The organism is Streptococcus sp. ALY_208, from assembly GCF_058314295.1.
This window is the reverse complement of sequence record NZ_JBZFUI010000002.1, coordinates 244,375-262,582: the sequence shown is the minus strand read 5'-3', so window position 1 is coordinate 262,582 and position 18,208 is coordinate 244,375. Positions and strand designations below refer to the sequence as shown.

Below are 18,208 nucleotides of genomic sequence, written 5' to 3'. Positions count from 1 at the left end.
CACTACGATAATGTTTTTGATGAGATGGCTCAGAATTTACAAAAACGTCCTAATGGGACATTGGCGGAAAATCTTGGTGGGGAAGTTTCCTATAGAGAGGGCTTTTTGGAAGACAATGGTGTTCCACCTGATTTATATTTTTATTCAGCCAGTAATGAAACAGGAGAAAATAGTGCTTTACCAGCAGCTGTCACTTACGTAAGGGTAATAGTGCATAAAGAATCTGATGAAGAGCCGATATCTATCTTTTGTTATTACCAGTTGACAGACAAGCTGGAGGTACAGGTTGTTTTTGAGTATTTCAAAAAGACTCAAACCTTATCGCAGACTCTTACGATCATGGATGGTGGCACAAAGAGCGATTTTCAACAAGCACTTACAGACAAAGGACTGACAGTAAAAGACTTTCAAAGGCAGACTAGAGATATTCTAGGGCGTACGGTTATCCGAGCATGGATAGGTGCAAAAGATACTAAGAGTCACTTTTCAGAAAAAAATTGGGGTGATGTTAAGATTAGCTCCGTGATGGTAAAAGAAGATTGAAAATGAACTGAGTTAAAGAAACTGTTGATAAATTATAGTTTTCTATCAAATAATGCCCCTCCTATAAAAGTAATAATGTAAGAAAGCGAATAATTAAGCAATAATTTTGAAAAATCATTGGAATTTTCAAAAGAATGGTCTATAATGAATTCACTCATTAAAGTATCTGATGAGTTTTATTAAGTAATACTGGTAAGCCTTAATAGGTATCCAAAGAAAAAGATTTGAAATAGGAAAAGCAGAAGACAAGGATTCGTCCATCCTTTCTTCTTGCTGCCCCATCATTTTTATTCTTGTTTGAGATCTAGAGACCAGTAATATCATTTGAGGAGGAGTGTTTTATGAAAAAAAGCTTCATTCACCAGCAGCAGGAGATTTCATTTGTCAAGAATACTTTCACACAGTATCTGATTGATAAACTTGATATCGTTGAGGTTCAAGGCCCTATTTTAAGTCGTGTGGGAGATGGAATGCAAGACAATTTGAGTGGTGTAGAAAATCCTGTTCGGGTAAATGTCCTCAAAATTCCAGATGAAACTTATGAAGTCGTTCATTCTCTGGCCAAGTGGAAGCGCCATACCCTAGCACGCTTTGGTTTCAATGAAGGCGAAGGGCTCTTTGTCCATATGAAGGCTCTACGTCCAGATGAGGATTCTCTAGATCAGATTCACTCTGTCTATGTGGACCAGTGGGACTGGGAAAAAGTCATTCCGGACGGCCATCGCAATCTTGATTATCTTAAAGAAACAGTTGAAAAGGTCTATAAGGCGATTCGCTTGACTGAGCTAGCAGTAGAAGCTAGATTTGATATAGATGCCATTCTACCTAAAAAAATCACCTTTATCCATACAGAAGATCTGGTAGAGAAGTATCCTGATATGACAGCAAAAGAGCGTGAGGATGCCATCACTAAAGAGTACGGAGCTGTCTTTTTAATCGGTATTGGCGGAGAGCTTCCAAATGGCGAGCGTCATGATGGACGTGCGCCTGATTATGATGACTGGACCAGTGAGACAGAAAATGGTTATCACGGACTTAATGGAGATATTCTAGTATGGAATGAAGCGCTTGGACACGCTTTTGAACTCTCGTCTATGGGGATCCGTGTCGATGAGGAATCTCTCAAACGTCAAGTAGAGATTACTGGTGATCAAGATCGTCTTGAACTTGAGTGGCACAAAACATTGTTAAACGGTCTCTTCCCTTTAACGATTGGTGGAGGTATTGGACAGTCTCGCATGGCCATGTTCCTGCTTAGAAAAAAACACATTGGCGAAGTCCAATCGAGTGTTTGGCCCCAAGCAGTGCGTGAAGAATTTGATAATATCTTATAATCAACCACTGCATCAATCTAGTAATTCTAGAATCATACTAACGAGTCTGGACTTTGGTCCCAGACTTTTTTGGTACAATATCTAAAAAGGAGATGGGATAGGGATGGCTTTTGAGGATAATTTTTTTGAAAAGTATAAACCTAATATAGCTAAATTGTTAGCTTTTGGATTTAAACAGGAGAAAACGACTTACACCTATCAGGAGACTATCATGGATGGGGAATTTCTAGCTAAGCTGTGGGTGACAGCAGATGGTCAGGTGAAAGGACAACTTCTTGATCAGGATCTTGGCGAACCTTATCTAGCTATTCAAGTACCGACCGCCAGCGGCAGTTATATTGGCCAAGTCAAAGCAGCTTACGGTCAATTTTTAAGGACCATAGCTGACCAATGTTTTGATAAAAGCCCTTTTGTTTTTGACCAGACCAATCACTTGGCGAGATTCTTAGATCAGACTTATGGAGATGATTATGATCACCCTTTTGAAAAGTATCCGCAGTATAGCTCTTATCGGCATCCGGACAACCACAAGTGGTATGCTTTGATTTTTCCCCTTCCTATTGAGAAATTATTACCGGAGCACTCTGGCGGCCATAAAACTGTCGAAGTCCTCAATATTAAAATTGATAAAGAAAAGCTAGAAGGCCTCCTGGCCTTAGATGGCATCTATCCCAGCTATCATATGAATAAAAAGAGTTGGATTTCTATTATTTTAGATGGAACCCTAGCGGATGATCTGGTCTTCGAACTCGTCGAAAAGAGTCGACAACTGGTAGGTCCCAAGTCTTATCGGCCTGAGACAGGTCCAGACTATTGGATCATTCCAGCCAATCCTAAATACTATGATATCGATAAGGCCTTTGCTCTATCTGACAGCCTGCTCTGGACACAGAAAGCAGGGATAAAGACAGGTGATTGGATTTTTATCTACATGACAGCACCAGTCAAGTCACTTCGCTATGCCTGCCAAGTCTTAGAGGTCAATATTCCCGATAGGAATGATGGCGAGCAAGCAAGGATTAAGAGTCTTATGAGGATCCAGCGATTGGTAACCTTTGAAGATCAATTATTTTCTTTTGATGATCTCAAGGCAGCAGGAATCAAGGCTGTCAGAGGCCCCAGACGAGCAACCAAGACTTTAGCAGATGCACTATTGCCCTACCTTCCCTCAAAAAATCCACCAGAAAAATAGTAAACAGCTCTTTAAAATTTTGCTATAATGAAGTCTATGAGAATTATAGCAGGAGAATTTGGTGGGCGTCCCTTAAGGACACTTGAAGGCAAGACGACACGACCAACCTCAGACAAAGTGAGAGGAGCCATCTACAGCATGATCGGTCCTTACTTTGATGGTGGTCGTGTTTTAGACCTGTTTGCAGGAAGCGGTGGCTTGTCAATTGAGGCTATCTCTCGTGGCATGAGTGAGGCTATCCTAGTCGAAAAAGATCGTAGGGCTCAAGCTATTATCCAAGCCAATATCAAAATGACCAAAGCCGAGAGTCAGTTCCACTTAATTAAAGGCGATGCCAAACAGGTGCTGGATCGACTGACCGGCCAGTTTGACCTGGTCTTACTGGATCCTCCTTATGCTAAGGAAGCAGTCGTTCAAAATATCCAGACCCTGCAGGCATTGGACCTGCTCAGCGATGATGTTAGAGTAGTCTGCGAGACGGATAAGCAGGTTCAACTACCAGAACAAATTGCAGATCTAGCTATCTGGAAACAAAAATCCTATGGAATTAGCAAGGTGACTGTCTATGTCAAATAAGATTGGATTACTGACTGGATCATTTGATCCTGTTACCAAGGGACACATGGATTTGATTATACGTGCGAGTCGGCTCTTTGATCAGCTCTATGTCGGTATCTTTTATAATCAAGAAAAACCAGGCTTCTTTCCCATTGAGCGCCGTAAGGCCATGCTGGAAGCAGCTCTGGCTGAATACAATAGCCTTGGTAAGGTCACTGTTATGACCTCTCACAGTCAGTTGACAGTAGATGTCGCTAGGGAAGTTGGTGCAAGGACCTTGGTTAGAGGATTGCGCAATGGTATGGATCTAACCTATGAGACTAGTATGGATTACTTCAATCATGACTTGGCACCTGAGATTGAAACTATTTATTTAGCTAGCCAACCATCTTTGACTCAAATCAGCTCAACACGTATTCGTGAATTGATCCACTTCGGAGCTGACATTAGCGCTTATGTCCCTAAGAGCGTTGTTTTGGAAATAGAGAAAGGAAAGAATTAATTATGGAGCAAATGCCTCTACCAATAGTCAACCAACACGTCGAATATAAAAAGCAAGGCTTTTTTAGGCGCCACTGGGCATGGTTCCTAGGTGGTGGGATAATTCTTTGGATTGTATCCGTCATTGCGTTTTTTGCCCTTCCTTTACCCTACTACGTGGAAGCGCCAGGTGGAGCTTATAATATCAAAGATGTTCTAACCGTAAATGGCAAGTCTAATAATGCGGATGGTTCCTATAATTTTGTCGCAGTCGGTGTCAGCAGAGGAACCCCTTTTCAGTTATTGATGGCATCTTTTAATGATCACTATGAGGTAGTCCCCGAGGAGCAAATGACAGGCGGTGCTAGCAGTAAAGAGTATGAACTGATGAACCAGTACTATATGGAAAACTCACAGAACACTGCCATTTATCAGGCACTCAAACTATCTGGGAAAGATGTCAAAATGGCCTATAAAGGCGTTTATGTGCTAGGCTTGACCGATGATTCTACTTTTAAAGATAAGTTAGAAATTTCTGATACCGTAACAGGGGTTAACAATAAAACCTTCAAGAGCTCAAAAGAATTGATGAATTATGTCAAAAGTCTCCAACGAGACACCTCTGTCAGCGTACAGTTCACCCGTCAAGGGAAGAAAAAAACAGCAACAGGTAAGGTTATCAAACTAGCCAATGGGAAAAATGGTATTGGTATTTCTCTGACAGACCATACCGAAGTTGAGACCAAAGAAGATATTAAATTCAGTACCGAGGGTGTCGGTGGTCCTAGTGCAGGCTTGATGTTTACTCTATCTATCTATGACCAGCTGGTCAAGGAAGATTTGCTTAAAGGTCGCAAAATTGCTGGTACTGGAACGATTGAGCTGGATGGTACAGTCGGTGATATCGGTGGTGTGGCGCAAAAAGTTGTTGCAGCAAATGATGCGGGTGCCGAAGTTTTCTTTGTGCCTGATAATCCTATAAAAAAAGAAGAAAAATCTTACTACCCTAATGGAAATAATTACCAAGAGGCTAAGAAAACAGCTAAGGACATTGGATCTGATATGACCATCGTTCCTGTCAAAACAGCCCAGGATGCTATTGATTACCTGGAGCGCTAATACTTAACAAGAAATAAAAAAACAGTCTGAGATGATAGGTGCTCAGACTGTTTTGCTTAGATGGAAAGTTTCTATCTCTCTAGAAATAGTGTATAATGATAAAGCGAATGCTTAAGGAAATAAGTTTTAATAGAAGAAAGGATGGCAGGGAATGAGACGCGAGATTGCACCTGAAATGTATAATTACAATAAATTTCCAGGACCGACATTTCAGGTGATCGGACAAGAGATTGTTGCGGATGACCTGTCCTTTACCCTACTGGAAAATTATAGAGAAGCCTTTGATCTCGAAAAATTCCAACAGCGCTATTCAGAGATCTTGTTAAAATATGACTATATTTTGGGAGATCGCTCGAGCGATGAGCTAAGATTGACAGGCTTTTACAAGGATGATCGCACCAAGATTGCTCAATGGAAAATCAGCCGTTTAGATGACTACCTCAAGGAATATTGTAATTTTGGCTGTGCTTATTTTATTTTAGAAAATCCAGAGCCACGTCTTCCTAAATCTGAATCAGACAGATCTGGTAGAGCTAAAGGAAACTATCATAAACAACCGAGAAAGAAAGAGGCAGAGGCTAAAAGAGAAGGTTTTAGACGTAAAAATAAAGAAGCACCTAGCCATCGCCTAAAGTCTAATCAAGTCAATGCTAAGAATACCAAGTCCTCTGCTAAGCAACCCAAGGCAAAAAAGAAAATCAAGACTAATAAGCCTAGTGAGCAGCAACACTTTACCATAAGAAAGAAGGAGTAGTTAGATGACAGCAACACTAAAACCATCCATTTATGAGATGACCAGAGAGCAGTTGATCGAATGGACAATAGCTCAGGGTGAAAAAGCCTTTCGTGCCAAACAAATTTGGGACTGGCTCTACAAAAAACGAGTACAATCGTTTGAGGATATGACTAATATTTCAAAGGATCTCATCAGCCTACTAAAGGATAATTTTGAATTTAATCCTCTCAAGCAGCGTATTGTCCAAGAATCAGCAGACGGTACCATCAAATATCTCTTTGAATTACCTGATGGGATGTTGATCGAGACTGTTTTAATGCGGCAGCACTATGGGCTATCTGTCTGTGTGACAACTCAAGTTGGCTGCAATATTGGCTGCACCTTCTGTGCCAGTGGTTTGATTAAAAAGCAGCGTGACTTGACTAATGGTGAAATTACAGCCCAGATTATGCTGGTGCAAAAATACTTGGATGATCGTGGCGAAGGAGATCGTGTTAGCCATGTCGTTGTCATGGGAATCGGTGAACCTTTTGATAACTATGATAATGTGATGCGTTTCTTACGCACTATTAATGACGATCATGGTCTGGCTATTGGAGCTCGACATATCACAGTGTCAACATCCGGTCTGGCTCATAAAATTCGTGAGTTTGCTGATGAAGGGATTCAGGTTAATCTAGCGGTATCCTTACATGCACCCAATAATGGGCTTCGCTCAAGTATCATGCGCATCAACCGCTCATTCCCTTTGGAAAAACTGTTTGATGCTATTGAATATTATATTGAAACAACCAATCGACGTGTGACTTTCGAGTATATTATGCTCAATGAAGTCAATGATTCTCCTGAAAATGCTCAAGAACTAGCTGACCTGACTAAAAATATTCGCAAGCTGTCTTATATTAACCTGATCCCTTACAATCCAGTATCAGAACATGATCAGTATAGTCGCTCGACCAAGGAGCGTGTCGATGCTTTCTACGATGTCCTTAAGAAAAACGGCGTTAACTGTGTGGTACGTCAAGAACACGGTACAGACATTGATGCAGCTTGTGGCCAGCTGCGTTCAAATACCATGAAGCGTGATCGCCAAAAGGCTATGGCTGCGGTCAATTAGGGCTTGTAATGTGAAAAAGATGAGAAATGACAAACCTCAGCTAACAGGACTGGGAAGGCAGATCGTCGTAGGTCTTTTAATAGCATATATTTGCTGTCTTTGCTATCTGTGTTTTTCACCCCAGTATTATGTGATCAAGGATGTCACGACTCCAAATATTATTTACATCGGTCGTGTCCCTGTTCTCTTAGTTCCCTTCAATTCTTTTTTTAATATTGGACGCTTGGTAACATTTAAAGCCTTGTTTTGGGTCATTGGTCAAAATATTAGTAACCTTTTTTTACTAACACCAGTTTGGTTAGGACTACTAGTCCTATATCCCAATTTGACTAAACCTATTTTAGTTCTCAAATGGAGCTTTTTAATGAGCCTCAGTATTGAACTCATTCAGATTGTCTTAGATCTAACATTGGGATTTAATCGTGTGTTTGAGGTTGATGATCTGATTTTCAATACTCTAGGCGGATTAGTTGCTCTTTGGCTGCTACCTGTGCTAAAATTACTCTTGTTAAAAATGGCTAGCAAACAAACCTGAAGTCCTGACTATAATGACAGCAGGACTGATGTGTTTAGAATAAGATACTCAGATAAAGAGGTTGGAACAGCAGGTCCAGCCTCTTTGTGAGTGCTTATCAGGTCTTGCTAGTACTATAACAAGATGATTCACTAGTCTTGAAAGATCGGGGATTGACCCTGAGAAAATACAAGCCCTATAGAAGAAAGGAAACGTTTGTGATTATCAAGAAACTTTGGTGGTTTTTCCGTCAAGAAAAACGCCGCTACCTCATAGGAATTATCGCTTTGAGTCTTGTCAGTGTCCTCAACTTGATCCCACCCATGGTGATGGGAGAGGTGATTGACTCCATTGACGCTAAAAATTTGACGGCTGCGACTCTATTTGTCAAATTAATCATCCTCTTAGCTGCTGCCTTTGCCATGTATATCTTGCGATTGATTTGGCGTGTTTATCTCCTAGGAACAGCTCAAAGACTAGGACGGATCATGCGGGCACGTTTGTTTGAGCATTTTACAAAGATGTCCCCCTCTTTTTTCCAAAAATATCGAACGGGTGACCTGATGGCCCATGCAACCAATGATATTAATGCCCTTCAGATGCTTGCTGGTGGTGGGGTAATGTCCGCCGTGGACGCTTCTATCACAGCCTTGGTGACGCTGATTACTATGTTTTTCACTATTTCTTGGCAGATGACTCTAGTCGCTATTATTCCTTTACCCCTTATGGCCTTTGCAACCAGCCGTCTAGGACATAAGAATCACGAGTCCTTCAAGGAAGCTCAGGCAGCCTTTTCGGATCTCAATAATAAGGTCCAAGAGAGTGTTTCAGGTATCAAAGTGACCAAGTCCTTTGGTTACCAATCAGACGAGTCAAAAAGTTTTGCCCAAACCAATGAGCGGACTTTCCAGAAAAATCTAGTCAGCATGCGTTACAATAGCATGTTCACCCCAGTGACCAACCTCTTTGTTGGAGCTAGTTATGTCTTGACGCTACTGGTAGGGGCTTATATGATCTCAGCTGGTCGTGTAACAGTCGGAAGTCTAGTAACCTTCATCACATATTTAGATATGTTGGTATGGCCCCTTCAGGCTATTGGCTTCCTCTTTAATATCAGCCAGCGTGGAAATGTCTCTTATTCACGTATTTCTGAGCTTCTGGCGCAAGAAAGCGATGTCCTAGAAGCTGAGCATCCGCTGGAAACTATAAAAAATGGGGATATTAGCTATGCTATTGATCAGTTTATCTATGAGGGCGATGACGATGCTGGTCTTGAAGATATTCACTTCACTTTGAAAAAAGGACAGACCCTTGGAATTGTAGGCCAGACTGGATCTGGTAAGACAACCTTGATTAAATTACTCCTACGCCAGTATGATGTAGACAAGGGACAGATTGCCTTAGATGGTCATAATATTAAAGACTATAAATTAGATGATCTCCGCAGCTTAATTGGCTATGTACCACAAGATCAGTTTCTTTTTGCCATGAGTATTTTAGAAAATATTCGCTTCTCCAATCCTAACTTAACCATAGAGCAGGTAGAAGCAGCAGCAAAATTGGCCCAAGTCTATGATGATATCCTTGCTATGCCAGAAGGATTTAAGACCTTGATCGGTGAAAAAGGTGTTTCATTATCCGGTGGGCAAAAGCAGCGCATTGCTATGGCACGTGCTATGATTATGGACCCCGAGGTCTTGATCTTGGATGATTCCTTGTCAGCCGTGGATGCCAGAACAGAGCATGCTATAGTAGATAATCTTAAAAATAACCGCCAAGACAAGACGACGATCATTACTGCCCACCGTCTGAGTGCAGTTGTACACAGTGATTTGATCTTGGTTATGAATCAAGGGAAAATTATGGAACGTGGTACCCATGAAGAGTTGCTAGCTCAAGGGGGCTGGTATGCGCGTACCTATGAGTCCCAACAGCTTGAAATGGAAGGAGAGTATTGATGGACACACAAGAACAAATGAGCCAAAGGCTTGTTTTCAAACGTCTTATGGGCTACCTTAAAGCCTACAAGTGGCTGACCGTCTTGGCCCTAGCTTTCTTATTGTTGACGACAGTAGTGCAAACCATTATTCCCCTAGTCGCACGTTACTTCATTGATCACTATATCCAAAATATCACTCAGACAGCTTTGCTGATCCTAGTTGGCTACTTTATGCTCTATGTTTGCCAGATGATTTTTTCTTACGTAGGGAACTACCTCTTCTCCAAGGTAGCTTACAGTATTGTACGAGACATTCGTCAGGATGCTTTTGATAATGTTCAGCGGCTAGGTATGTCGTATTTTGACCAAACACCGGCTGGCTCGATCGTCTCACGCCTAACGAATGATACTGAATCGATCAGTGAGATGTTTTCAGGGATACTAGCTAGTTTTATATCAGCCATTTTTATCTTTGTGACAACTCTCTATACCATGATTGTTTTGGATGTCCGTTTGACCGTGTTAGTTGTCCTATTTTTACCCCTAATTATTCTGCTGGTCAATCTTTATCGGAAAAAATCCGTCACTGTCATTGCCTCGACTCGTAGTAAATTGAGTGACATTAATACCAAGCTCTCAGAATCTATAGAGGGGATCCGTGTCATTCAAGCCTTTCGTCAAGAAGACCGCCTTAAGGATGAATTTGATACGATCAACCAAGAACACCTTGCCTATGCCAATAAATCCGTTCTCTTGGACTCTATCTTTTTACGCCCAGCCATGTCCTTGCTTAAGCTCTTGGGATACGCTGTCTTGATGACTTACTTTGGATTAACCTGGAATATCTTTGGGATTACTGCTGGTCTTATGTATGCCTTCATTCAGTACATTAATAGACTTTTTGATCCCTTGATCTCAGTCACTCAAAACTTTTCAACCTTACAAACGTCAATGGTCTCAGCTGGTCGTATATTCATGTTAATTGATCGCACGGATTACGAACCTCAGCAGGATGAGCATGATATCAAGGTTGAGGAAGGCAACATAGAATTTAAAAATGTTAATTTCTCTTATGATGGCAAGACCAAGATTCTCGATAATATTAGTTTTACAGTCAATAAAGGAGAAACAATCGCTTTCGTTGGATCGACTGGATCTGGTAAATCTTCGATTATCAATGTTCTCATGCGCTTCTACGAGTTTCAGTCTGGCCAAATCCTACTGGATGGAAAAGATATTCGTCAGTATCCACAAGAAGTCTTGCGCCAATCAGTAGGCTTGGTCCTTCAAGATCCCTTCCTCTATCATGGAACCATCAAATCCAATATCCGTATGTACCAAAACATTAGTGATGAAGAAGTTGCAGAAGCAGCTGAGTTTGTCGATGCAGCCGACTTTATAGAACAACTACCACAAGGCTATGACGAGCCTGTAACGGAACGCGGCTCTACCTACTCGACTGGTCAGCGCCAGCTTCTAGCTTTTGCTAGAACAGTGGCCAGTCAGCCTAAGATTTTGATCCTTGATGAAGCAACTGCCAATATTGACTCCGAAACGGAAGATGTTATCCAAGCCTCTCTCAAAAAAATGCGTAAAGGACGGACAACAATCGCTATTGCCCATCGCTTATCAACGATTCAAGATGCCAACTGTATTTATGTTCTTGATAAAGGACACATTATCGAAAGTGGAACGCATGAAGAACTCCTAGCCCAACAAGGCACTTATCACAAAATGTATCAACTCCAAGCTGGAATGCTCGAATAGTCCCATACATAGGACTATTCGAGGTAATCAGAAATCAGTTGTGAGCAACTACATAAAGTCCTATAGGACTATTCGAGCTGATCAGAAATAAGTTGCGAGCAACGACATAAAGTCCTATAGGACTATTCGAGGTGATCAGACATAAGTTGCGAGCAACTGCATTAAGTCCCATAGGACTATTCGAGGTAGTCAGACATAAGTTGCGAGCAACTGCATTAAGTCCCATAGGACTATTCGAGGTAATCAGACATAAGTTGCGAGCAACTGCATTAAGTCCCATAGGACTATTCGAGGTAATCAGACATAAGTTGCAAGCAACTACATTAAGTCCTATAGGACTATTCGAGGTAATCAGAAATAAGTTGCGAGCAACTGCATTAAGTCCCATAGGACCATTCGACGTGATCACCAAGGCGTGTGCTTCATTTTACCTTAAGTTTAGAAAATCGAAAATCTCCCTAGCTCTTCTTAACTAGAGAGATTTTTTATTTGCATAAGAGGCAAGCCTCAATAACGAAAAAAAGCAGCTCAGAAGAAAAATTCTGAGTTGCTTTTAAAAATTTGATGATTAATCTTCACTTTTACGTTTGAAAGCAAGACCAAGTCCAACTAGAACAAAAGTAGCCCCTAAAGTAATACCTGCTCGAACTTCAGCATCCCCAGTTTCTGGAAGTTGCCCATCTTGCTTCTCACCTGATGCTGTAGCAGTTTGCTTAGCAACAGTTTCTTTAGATGAAGCAGTAGCTGTGTAATATGGAGAAAGACCAGAAGGATCTCCCTCACCTTGACTAACTGGGATTCGTTCTTGATCTGCTTGATTAGCATTCGCAGGATTTTGGTTCTGATCTCCTGCAGCAGGTGTATTCTCCCTAGCTGGTGTGTTTGCCTTGGCAGGTGTATTATTAGCCGCCGCATTATTATTGTTATTGGCCGGTCTGTTATTATTAGCTGCCACTTCAGCATTAGCAGAAGAAGGTGTCACATAGTGGAAGGTCGTTTTAGGCAAGAATTTTACCTTTTGACCATTGTAATTGAGGACATAGTTGCCGTTAGCATCCTGTGTAGCGGTAAAGCCATCTTCATTACGAACATCTGTATTGCTACCGATTTCAAGCATAGCATAGAAGTTACTTGTCTCTGCAGAATTGGTAGCGACCCCAAGAGACATCCCTTCACCACTGTTAGAAAGAATACTGATAGCATGACCAAATGCAGACTTGCCATCGTCACCGCTCATAATGTTGAAGTAGTCAGCGAACCAGTTAAGAGCTAAGTAGTAAGCTGTTGCCTTGTCTGACCCTAGAGTCTGACCAGCCCCATTTTGCGGAGCGATAGAGCTGAGCGTGTCTTCATGCCCATTCTCAGAGTAAATTTTTACACTAGATGGGAACTCTGACTTAGTTGTGTGATCAATGCCATCATTTTCACTAGCTTCCTCATTAGCACGAGACTGAGCAAAATCTTTCATGAGATCATTAGCTTCAGGCACTGGCACATTAATACCATTAATGTTACGAAGTTCTGTCAGGTACTCGTTGAGGTATTTTGTAATGTTTTCAGCATTAGGTTTGTAAGCTTGCCCAGGGTTTTCAACAGTGATGTATTCATCTGCATTACCGCTATAAGTAATGTCAGTAACTGGTGCGATTTTTTGAGCCGATGACAATGTCTTGTCGTAGTCCACCTTACCAATTTCAGTTGTATTTGCTGGTTTAGTAGAAGCTACTGTACTAGCAGCAGTAGCTGGCTTAGTCACAGTAACATTGGCAGATTGAACAGGTTGAGCAACCTGCTGCTCAGCAGGACTAGCAGCGGATGATTGCGCTGGAACAGCTGTTGCAGTAGGAGCGGCTACTGTCGCTGAAGACATTTGTGGCCTAGCGACTGGAGTAGTTGTTGGTTCTTGGGCTGGTGTAGCCGCTGTTGTAGACTGATTACTAGAAGCAGCAGGTGCTTGAACAGTCTGTGTATCTACAGTAAAGGTCGGAGCTTTTTGGCTCGACGTAGCTTGAGTAGTTTTAGAATTTTGATCGGCCTGTACTGTCGAAGAAAGTCCGACAGCAAGTGTTGCAGTAGCAAGGATGGCTCCGCAAAGGCCAGCAGTTTTGGTTTTACGTTTGCTAAATGTGTTCGTTTGCATAGTAATTCCTATCTAAATATTTTTTCTGACTGAGTAATAATACCATAGATTGGTTCGAATGCCTACTACCCATTTTCTAACTTTTGCCAGTATTAATAAAATAAGACAAAGTGCTAAAGATGATAAATGAGATAAGACCCTAAAAAAGATAAGGATTCTTTGCCATTATTTTTGATGAAGGGACCAAAATTAGGAGAAAAAAAGTTCAACTTTTCATTTTAGTTACATTTTGATAAAACTATTTGACGAGATTGCAATCATTCATTTTAGAGTGAAAAAGAAAGAAGCTACTCTAAAGGATAGATTAAAGGTTAAAAAATCTTCAAAAGTCAGTGCCGCCTTAAAATACTAGCTAGTAGTAATTGCAGACTATTGACGCAAATTATTTAAGTTTCTGATATAATAAAATAGTCGTTATAAAAGTATAGAAAACTAGGAAAAAAGATATGAAAACTATTAAGATTGTTACCGATTCATCGATCACAATAGATCCTAAATTAGCCGAAGATTTGGATATCACAATCGTTCCACTGACGGTGATGATTGATGGTGTCATCTATAAGGATACTGATTTAAAGGAAGAGGGAAAATTTTTATCGCTCATGAAAGCGAGTAAAGAAATTCCAAAGACCAGTCAACCTCCGGTTGGTGTTTTTGCAGAAGTTTATGAAGAACTCGTACAGCAAGGAGCTGACCACATTGTTTCCATTCATATTACCCATAGTCTTTCTGGCACAGTAGAAGCAGCTAGACAGGGAGCTGCTATAGCTGGAGTAGATGTTACCGTTTTAGACTCTGATTTCACGGATCAGTCTATGATGCATCAGGTTGTCCAGGCAGCTAGATTAGCAAAAGATGGTGCTGATCTTGAAACAATCCTTGCTAAAATCGAAGAGGTCCGTAAAAATTCAGAGCTCTTTATTGGGGTTTCCACCCTTGAAAATCTTGTCAAAGGTGGACGTATTGGACGGGTATCAGGGCTGCTTTCCTCTCTGCTGAATATCCGTGTCATCATGCAATTCAAAGATGCTTCACTAGTTCCTGTTGTCAAAGGTAGAGGACAAAAGACCTTTGTCAAATGGTTGGATAGTTTTATCGTGCAAGCCCAAGATCGTCCTATTAAGGAAATTGGTATTTCTTATGCCGGAAAATCTGACTGGGCTTATCAAGTAAAGGAGAAGTTGCAAGGCTTGATTGATAGTGAAAAGATCACCGTAGCTGAAACGGGATCTATTATTCAAACCCATACGGGTGAGGGTGCCTTTGCAATCATGATACACTATGCATAGACGTTGGATTTCAATCGGATATTTTATTAGCTGCCTTATTATTTTTGCTCTTATTATCAATCTGCTCTTACCCAGGGCGAAAAATAGTGCTGCACTAGACAATGATAGGGCTAAGAAAACAACTTCTTTTTCTTATGTAGCAATTGGTGATTCCTTGACGGAAGGTGTGGGAGACACGAGTAAACAAGGTGGCTTTGTCCCTATCTTAGCTAGACAATTAGAGCAACGCTATCCTTATCAAGTTACGGAAACCAATTATGGAATTGCTGGAAATACTAGCCAGCAGATTCTCAAGCGGATGAAGACCAAGTCGGATATCCAAAAAGATATGGCATCAGCAGATATGATGACCCTTACTGTCGGAGGTAATGATGTCATTCATGTGCTAAAAGACCATTTTGAGGATCTACAAGTAGATACCTTTAATAAACCAGCAAAAACCTATCAAAATAATGTCCGAGATATTATAAAACTAGCTAGAAAAGATAACCCAGATCTGCCAATTTATATTGTAGGAATATACAATCCCTTCTATATCAATTTTCCAGAATTGACTGAGATGCAGGATGTCATAGACAATTGGAACAAGGGGACTGAAAGTGTGACTCGGGAATATGATCGTGTCTATTTTGTTCCTATTAATGACCTGCTTTATAAGGGATTAGACGGTAAGCAAGGTGTGAGTGAGTCCAGTCAGTCTAGCTCAGATACTTCATCATCATCAAAAGATAAAGATAAGATTGTTGAAAATGATGTTCTATTTGAGGGAGATCATTTTCATCCCAATAACACTGGCTATCAAATCATGGCCAACGCTATTTTGGAGGAAGTAAATGGAACCAAAAATCAATGGAAAAACAAGTAAGTGGAAATGGGCCTTTCTAACCCTTTTAGCCTTAAATGTTGCTTTTCTAGCGATCGTTATGCTACGCCTAGGTCCCCTAAATGGTGGATTGACTCAGGAGCACAAGACCTTTGTCAGTAAAAATGATGTCAAAGTAGGCACTTTCACCTCATCCAGAGATGAGTTTAATGAGACTGTTGCTTCTTATTTTGAAGAGTACCAAGGCAAGAACAACCAGTATACCTTTTCAGCAACATCTAGCGATATTGTCTTTAAAGGCAGCTATAAAGTTCTAGGCTACGACATTCCTTTAGAAATCTACTTCACTCCAGTGGTCCTGAATGATGGCAGTATCCAGCTGGAAGTATCTTCGGTGTCGGCTGGTAGCCTCTCTCTTCCCAAAAAGGATGTTCTAAAAGTCATTGCTGCTAGCTACGACTTCCCTGATTTTGTTGAGATTAATGCTAAAAAGACGACGATCATTCTCAACCTACCTAAACTTAAAAACGAGGCTGATATTTATGTGAAGGCCACTGAGTTAGATTTGGTCAATAATCACCTCAACTTTGATATTTATAAGAAGAGTTAAACAGAGGCCTCTAGGGGCCTCTTGATTATTTTAAGAATAATTTTATCCTAAAAATAATTTGTTCAATAAAAATAAGTCAAAATATTCCTTTACACTTGACCTAATAAGGAAAATTAGATATGATAGGTTGTGTTAAAGCCTTTAATAATAAGGCTTAATAATTTTTGGAGGATTAGTAAATGGCTAATAAACAAGATTTGATTGCAAAGGTTGCTGAAGCAACAGAATTGACTAAGAAAGATTCAGCAGCAGCTGTAGATGCTGTATTTGCTTCTATTGAAGAGTTCCTTGCAAAAGGTGAAAAAGTTCAATTGATCGGTTTTGGTAACTTTGAAGTTCGTGAACGTGCAGCTCGTAAGGGTCGCAACCCACAAACTGGTGCTGAAATTGCAATCGCTGCTTCAAAAGTACCTGCATTCAAAGCTGGTAAAGCACTTAAAGACGCAGTTAAATAATTTGGACAAACAAGAAAAGACTGGAAGTTATTTCCAGTCTTTATTTATCAACTAATGAGTAAAGAATATTTATGAAAAATATAGTCTGGATTATCCTTCTGATTCTTTTTGTCTATGCTGTTACCAAATTCTTTATCCTCAAAGCTATTTTTAATCTTTTAGCATCATCAGAGATGACTCCAGAGGAGAAAGATCAGTTTGATCGTGAATTTGATGAGGAAGAAGATGAAGACCAGGAGGATGGCGACTTCTGATGAATCATTTGAAGACTAGCAGTGCTTCATTGTTGCTAAAGTACCTAATGAGCTGTGTGCAAGGTTAAAACTTCTTGGCATAGACACAACAAATCTTACTCCCAAACACTGCGCCCATTTGGTAAATTTTGAATGATACAAAAGGGTCTGGAATAACATTCCAGACCCTTTCTTGTATCGAAACGAGTTTTTAACGCATTTGACCTCTCTTGTAAGAGTTATTATAGACTGTAAAGTCATGATCGTGAAGGAGTTCCGCAGCATAAGCAGGCCAATTTGGATTGCGGATTAGCCCTCGTCCCACTTCGATGAGATCAGCTTGATGAGTTTGCAAGAGGTATTCCCCAAGTTCTGGTGCATTCAGGAGACCCACAGCAGTGACAGGTATAGAGACAGCTTCCTTCATCTGTCTCGTATAGTCAGCCTGATAGCCCCCGTAGATAGGAATATTAGGACGAATATCTCTGAGACCACCGGTGGAGATATCGAGGCAGTCCACGCCATCATTTTCCAGCCATTTTCCGATCATCTGCCAGTCTTGAATTGTATTTTGAAGTCCAGAATCATCGTAGGCAGTCATGGACAAACGTGTCCAGATAGCTCCTTGAAAGTTCGCTTTGATCTCTGGCAACATTTCTCCTAAAAAGCGATAGCGATTCTCCAAGCTACCTCCATAATGATCTTGACGTTGATTGCTCTGCGGCTCTAAGAACTGATTGATCAAATAACCATGAGCCCCGTGGAGCTCGATCATGTCAAAACCAGCTGCTTGAGCACGCTTGGCAGCAGCGCAGAAAGCGTGTTGAACGTCTGCAATCTCTTGATGGGAGAGTTCATGTGGAATACCATAATCATCATTATAGGCGATGGCAGAAGGAGCTTTTTTGATGTGAGCATCTTTGGACTTGCGGCCGCCATGTCCGAGCTGAACACCAACCTTTGCACCTAAGGCATGGAGCTGATCAACCAAGCGCTTAAGTCCAGGGATATGGTCATCGCTCCAAATCCCCAAATCTTTATTGGTTAGTCGGCCATCGGGTTCAACAGCTGTCGCTTCCAAGATGATGAGCCCTACTTGTCCGATAGCCCTTGCCCCATAGTGGGCGTGATGAAAGGAGGTGACCATACCATCCTCCTTATCAACGACATACATACACATCGGTGGCATGACCACACGATTTTTAAGATCCAATCCCGCCACATGTGCAGGTGAGAGTAGTTTTGACATTGACTTCCTCCTATAAGCTAGAGTTTCTCTAAGCCAATAATGAAGAGCTTAGATCGCTATTTTCGGGATTATTATAGCAGAAATATGGCTAAAAATTATTAAAAAAATCT

General features: G+C 41.0%; 18 protein-coding genes. 16 read left to right on the top strand and 2 right to left on the bottom strand.

What is annotated here, in order from left to right; translation table 11 throughout:
- The 11 genes from AC4HAI_RS03505 to AC4HAI_RS03455 all read left to right on the top strand — a co-directional run.
- Positions 1-543: TipC family immunity protein (locus AC4HAI_RS03505; RefSeq protein ID WP_491110455.1), on the top strand; the 543-nt coding region annotated here is incomplete at its 5' end.
- 341 nt (positions 544-884) lie between these two features.
- On the top strand, positions 885-1,877 hold the full coding sequence (asnA, locus tag AC4HAI_RS03500; protein ID WP_491078905.1) for an aspartate--ammonia ligase: 993 nt from the start codon (positions 885-887) through the stop codon (positions 1,875-1,877).
- 103 nt (positions 1,878-1,980) lie between these two features.
- On the top strand, positions 1,981-3,069 hold the full coding sequence (locus AC4HAI_RS03495; protein WP_491078906.1) for an MmcQ/YjbR family DNA-binding protein: 1,089 nt from the start codon (positions 1,981-1,983) through the stop codon (positions 3,067-3,069).
- A gap of 36 nt (positions 3,070-3,105) precedes the next feature.
- Positions 3,106-3,645, top strand: coding sequence for a 16S rRNA (guanine(966)-N(2))-methyltransferase RsmD (gene rsmD, locus AC4HAI_RS03490; RefSeq protein WP_491078907.1), 540 nt, complete (start codon positions 3,106-3,108; stop codon positions 3,643-3,645).
- On the top strand, positions 3,635-4,129 hold the full coding sequence (gene coaD / locus AC4HAI_RS03485) for a pantetheine-phosphate adenylyltransferase (protein WP_491078908.1): 495 nt from the start codon (positions 3,635-3,637) through the stop codon (positions 4,127-4,129). Before rsmD ends, coaD begins: the two co-directional genes overlap by 11 nt.
- A gap of 11 nt (positions 4,130-4,140) precedes the next feature.
- A complete protein-coding gene (locus AC4HAI_RS03480) occupies positions 4,141-5,226 on the top strand; it encodes a SepM family pheromone-processing serine protease (RefSeq protein ID WP_491078968.1) in 1,086 nt (361 codons plus the stop codon).
- A gap of 151 nt (positions 5,227-5,377) precedes the next feature.
- Positions 5,378-5,980, top strand: coding sequence for a YutD family protein (locus tag AC4HAI_RS03475; RefSeq protein WP_491078909.1), 603 nt, complete (start codon positions 5,378-5,380; stop codon positions 5,978-5,980).
- Positions 5,981-5,984: 4 nt separating this feature from the next.
- The gene (gene rlmN / locus AC4HAI_RS03470) at positions 5,985-7,079 is read left to right on the top strand and encodes a dual-specificity RNA methyltransferase RlmN (protein ID WP_491078910.1); all 1,095 of its coding nucleotides are present in this window, start codon (positions 5,985-5,987) and stop codon (positions 7,077-7,079) included.
- A gap of 19 nt (positions 7,080-7,098) precedes the next feature.
- Complete coding sequence (locus AC4HAI_RS03465; RefSeq protein ID WP_491078911.1) at positions 7,099-7,614, top strand: VanZ family protein; 516 nt, start codon at positions 7,099-7,101, stop codon at positions 7,612-7,614.
- Between the two features lie 197 nt (positions 7,615-7,811).
- Positions 7,812-9,551: an ABC transporter ATP-binding protein gene (locus tag AC4HAI_RS03460; protein ID WP_491078912.1), complete on the top strand. Its 1,740-nt coding sequence runs from the start codon at positions 7,812-7,814 to the stop codon at positions 9,549-9,551.
- Positions 9,551-11,299: an ABC transporter ATP-binding protein gene (locus AC4HAI_RS03455; RefSeq protein ID WP_491078913.1), complete on the top strand. Its 1,749-nt coding sequence runs from the start codon at positions 9,551-9,553 to the stop codon at positions 11,297-11,299. Before AC4HAI_RS03460 ends, AC4HAI_RS03455 begins: the two co-directional genes overlap by 1 nt.
- A gap of 568 nt (positions 11,300-11,867) precedes the next feature.
- Here AC4HAI_RS03455 and AC4HAI_RS03450 read toward each other — a convergent pair.
- Entirely contained in the window at positions 11,868-13,439 is a 1,572-nt protein-coding gene (locus AC4HAI_RS03450; protein ID WP_491110454.1) for a putative cross-wall-targeting lipoprotein signal domain-containing protein, read from the bottom strand.
- Positions 13,440-13,885: 446 nt separating this feature from the next.
- Between AC4HAI_RS03450 and AC4HAI_RS03445 the strand changes: the two genes are divergently transcribed.
- The 5 genes from AC4HAI_RS03445 (at position 13,886) to AC4HAI_RS03425 (ending at position 16,870) form a co-directional block, all read left to right on the top strand.
- Positions 13,886-14,728: a DegV family protein gene (locus tag AC4HAI_RS03445; RefSeq protein ID WP_491078915.1), complete on the top strand. Its 843-nt coding sequence runs from the start codon at positions 13,886-13,888 to the stop codon at positions 14,726-14,728.
- Positions 14,721-15,593 (top strand): SGNH/GDSL hydrolase family protein, encoded by an 873-nt coding sequence (locus AC4HAI_RS03440; RefSeq protein ID WP_491078916.1) that lies wholly within the window; start codon positions 14,721-14,723, stop codon positions 15,591-15,593. Before AC4HAI_RS03445 ends, AC4HAI_RS03440 begins: the two co-directional genes overlap by 8 nt.
- Positions 15,562-16,161 (top strand): YpmS family protein, encoded by a 600-nt coding sequence (locus tag AC4HAI_RS03435; protein WP_491078917.1) that lies wholly within the window; start codon positions 15,562-15,564, stop codon positions 16,159-16,161. Before AC4HAI_RS03440 ends, AC4HAI_RS03435 begins: the two co-directional genes overlap by 32 nt.
- Positions 16,162-16,340: 179 nt before the next feature.
- Positions 16,341-16,616, top strand: coding sequence for an HU family DNA-binding protein (locus tag AC4HAI_RS03430; protein WP_491078918.1), 276 nt, complete (start codon positions 16,341-16,343; stop codon positions 16,614-16,616).
- A 71-nt stretch (positions 16,617-16,687) separates the two neighbouring features.
- Positions 16,688-16,870, top strand: coding sequence for a hypothetical protein (locus AC4HAI_RS03425; protein WP_491110452.1), 183 nt, complete (start codon positions 16,688-16,690; stop codon positions 16,868-16,870).
- 190 nt (positions 16,871-17,060) lie between these two features.
- Here AC4HAI_RS03425 and AC4HAI_RS03420 read toward each other — a convergent pair whose 3' ends face one another.
- Positions 17,061-18,098: an oxidoreductase gene (locus tag AC4HAI_RS03420; protein WP_491110450.1), complete on the bottom strand. Its 1,038-nt coding sequence runs from the start codon at positions 18,096-18,098 to the stop codon at positions 17,061-17,063.
- Positions 18,099-18,208: the final 110 nt, after the last annotated feature.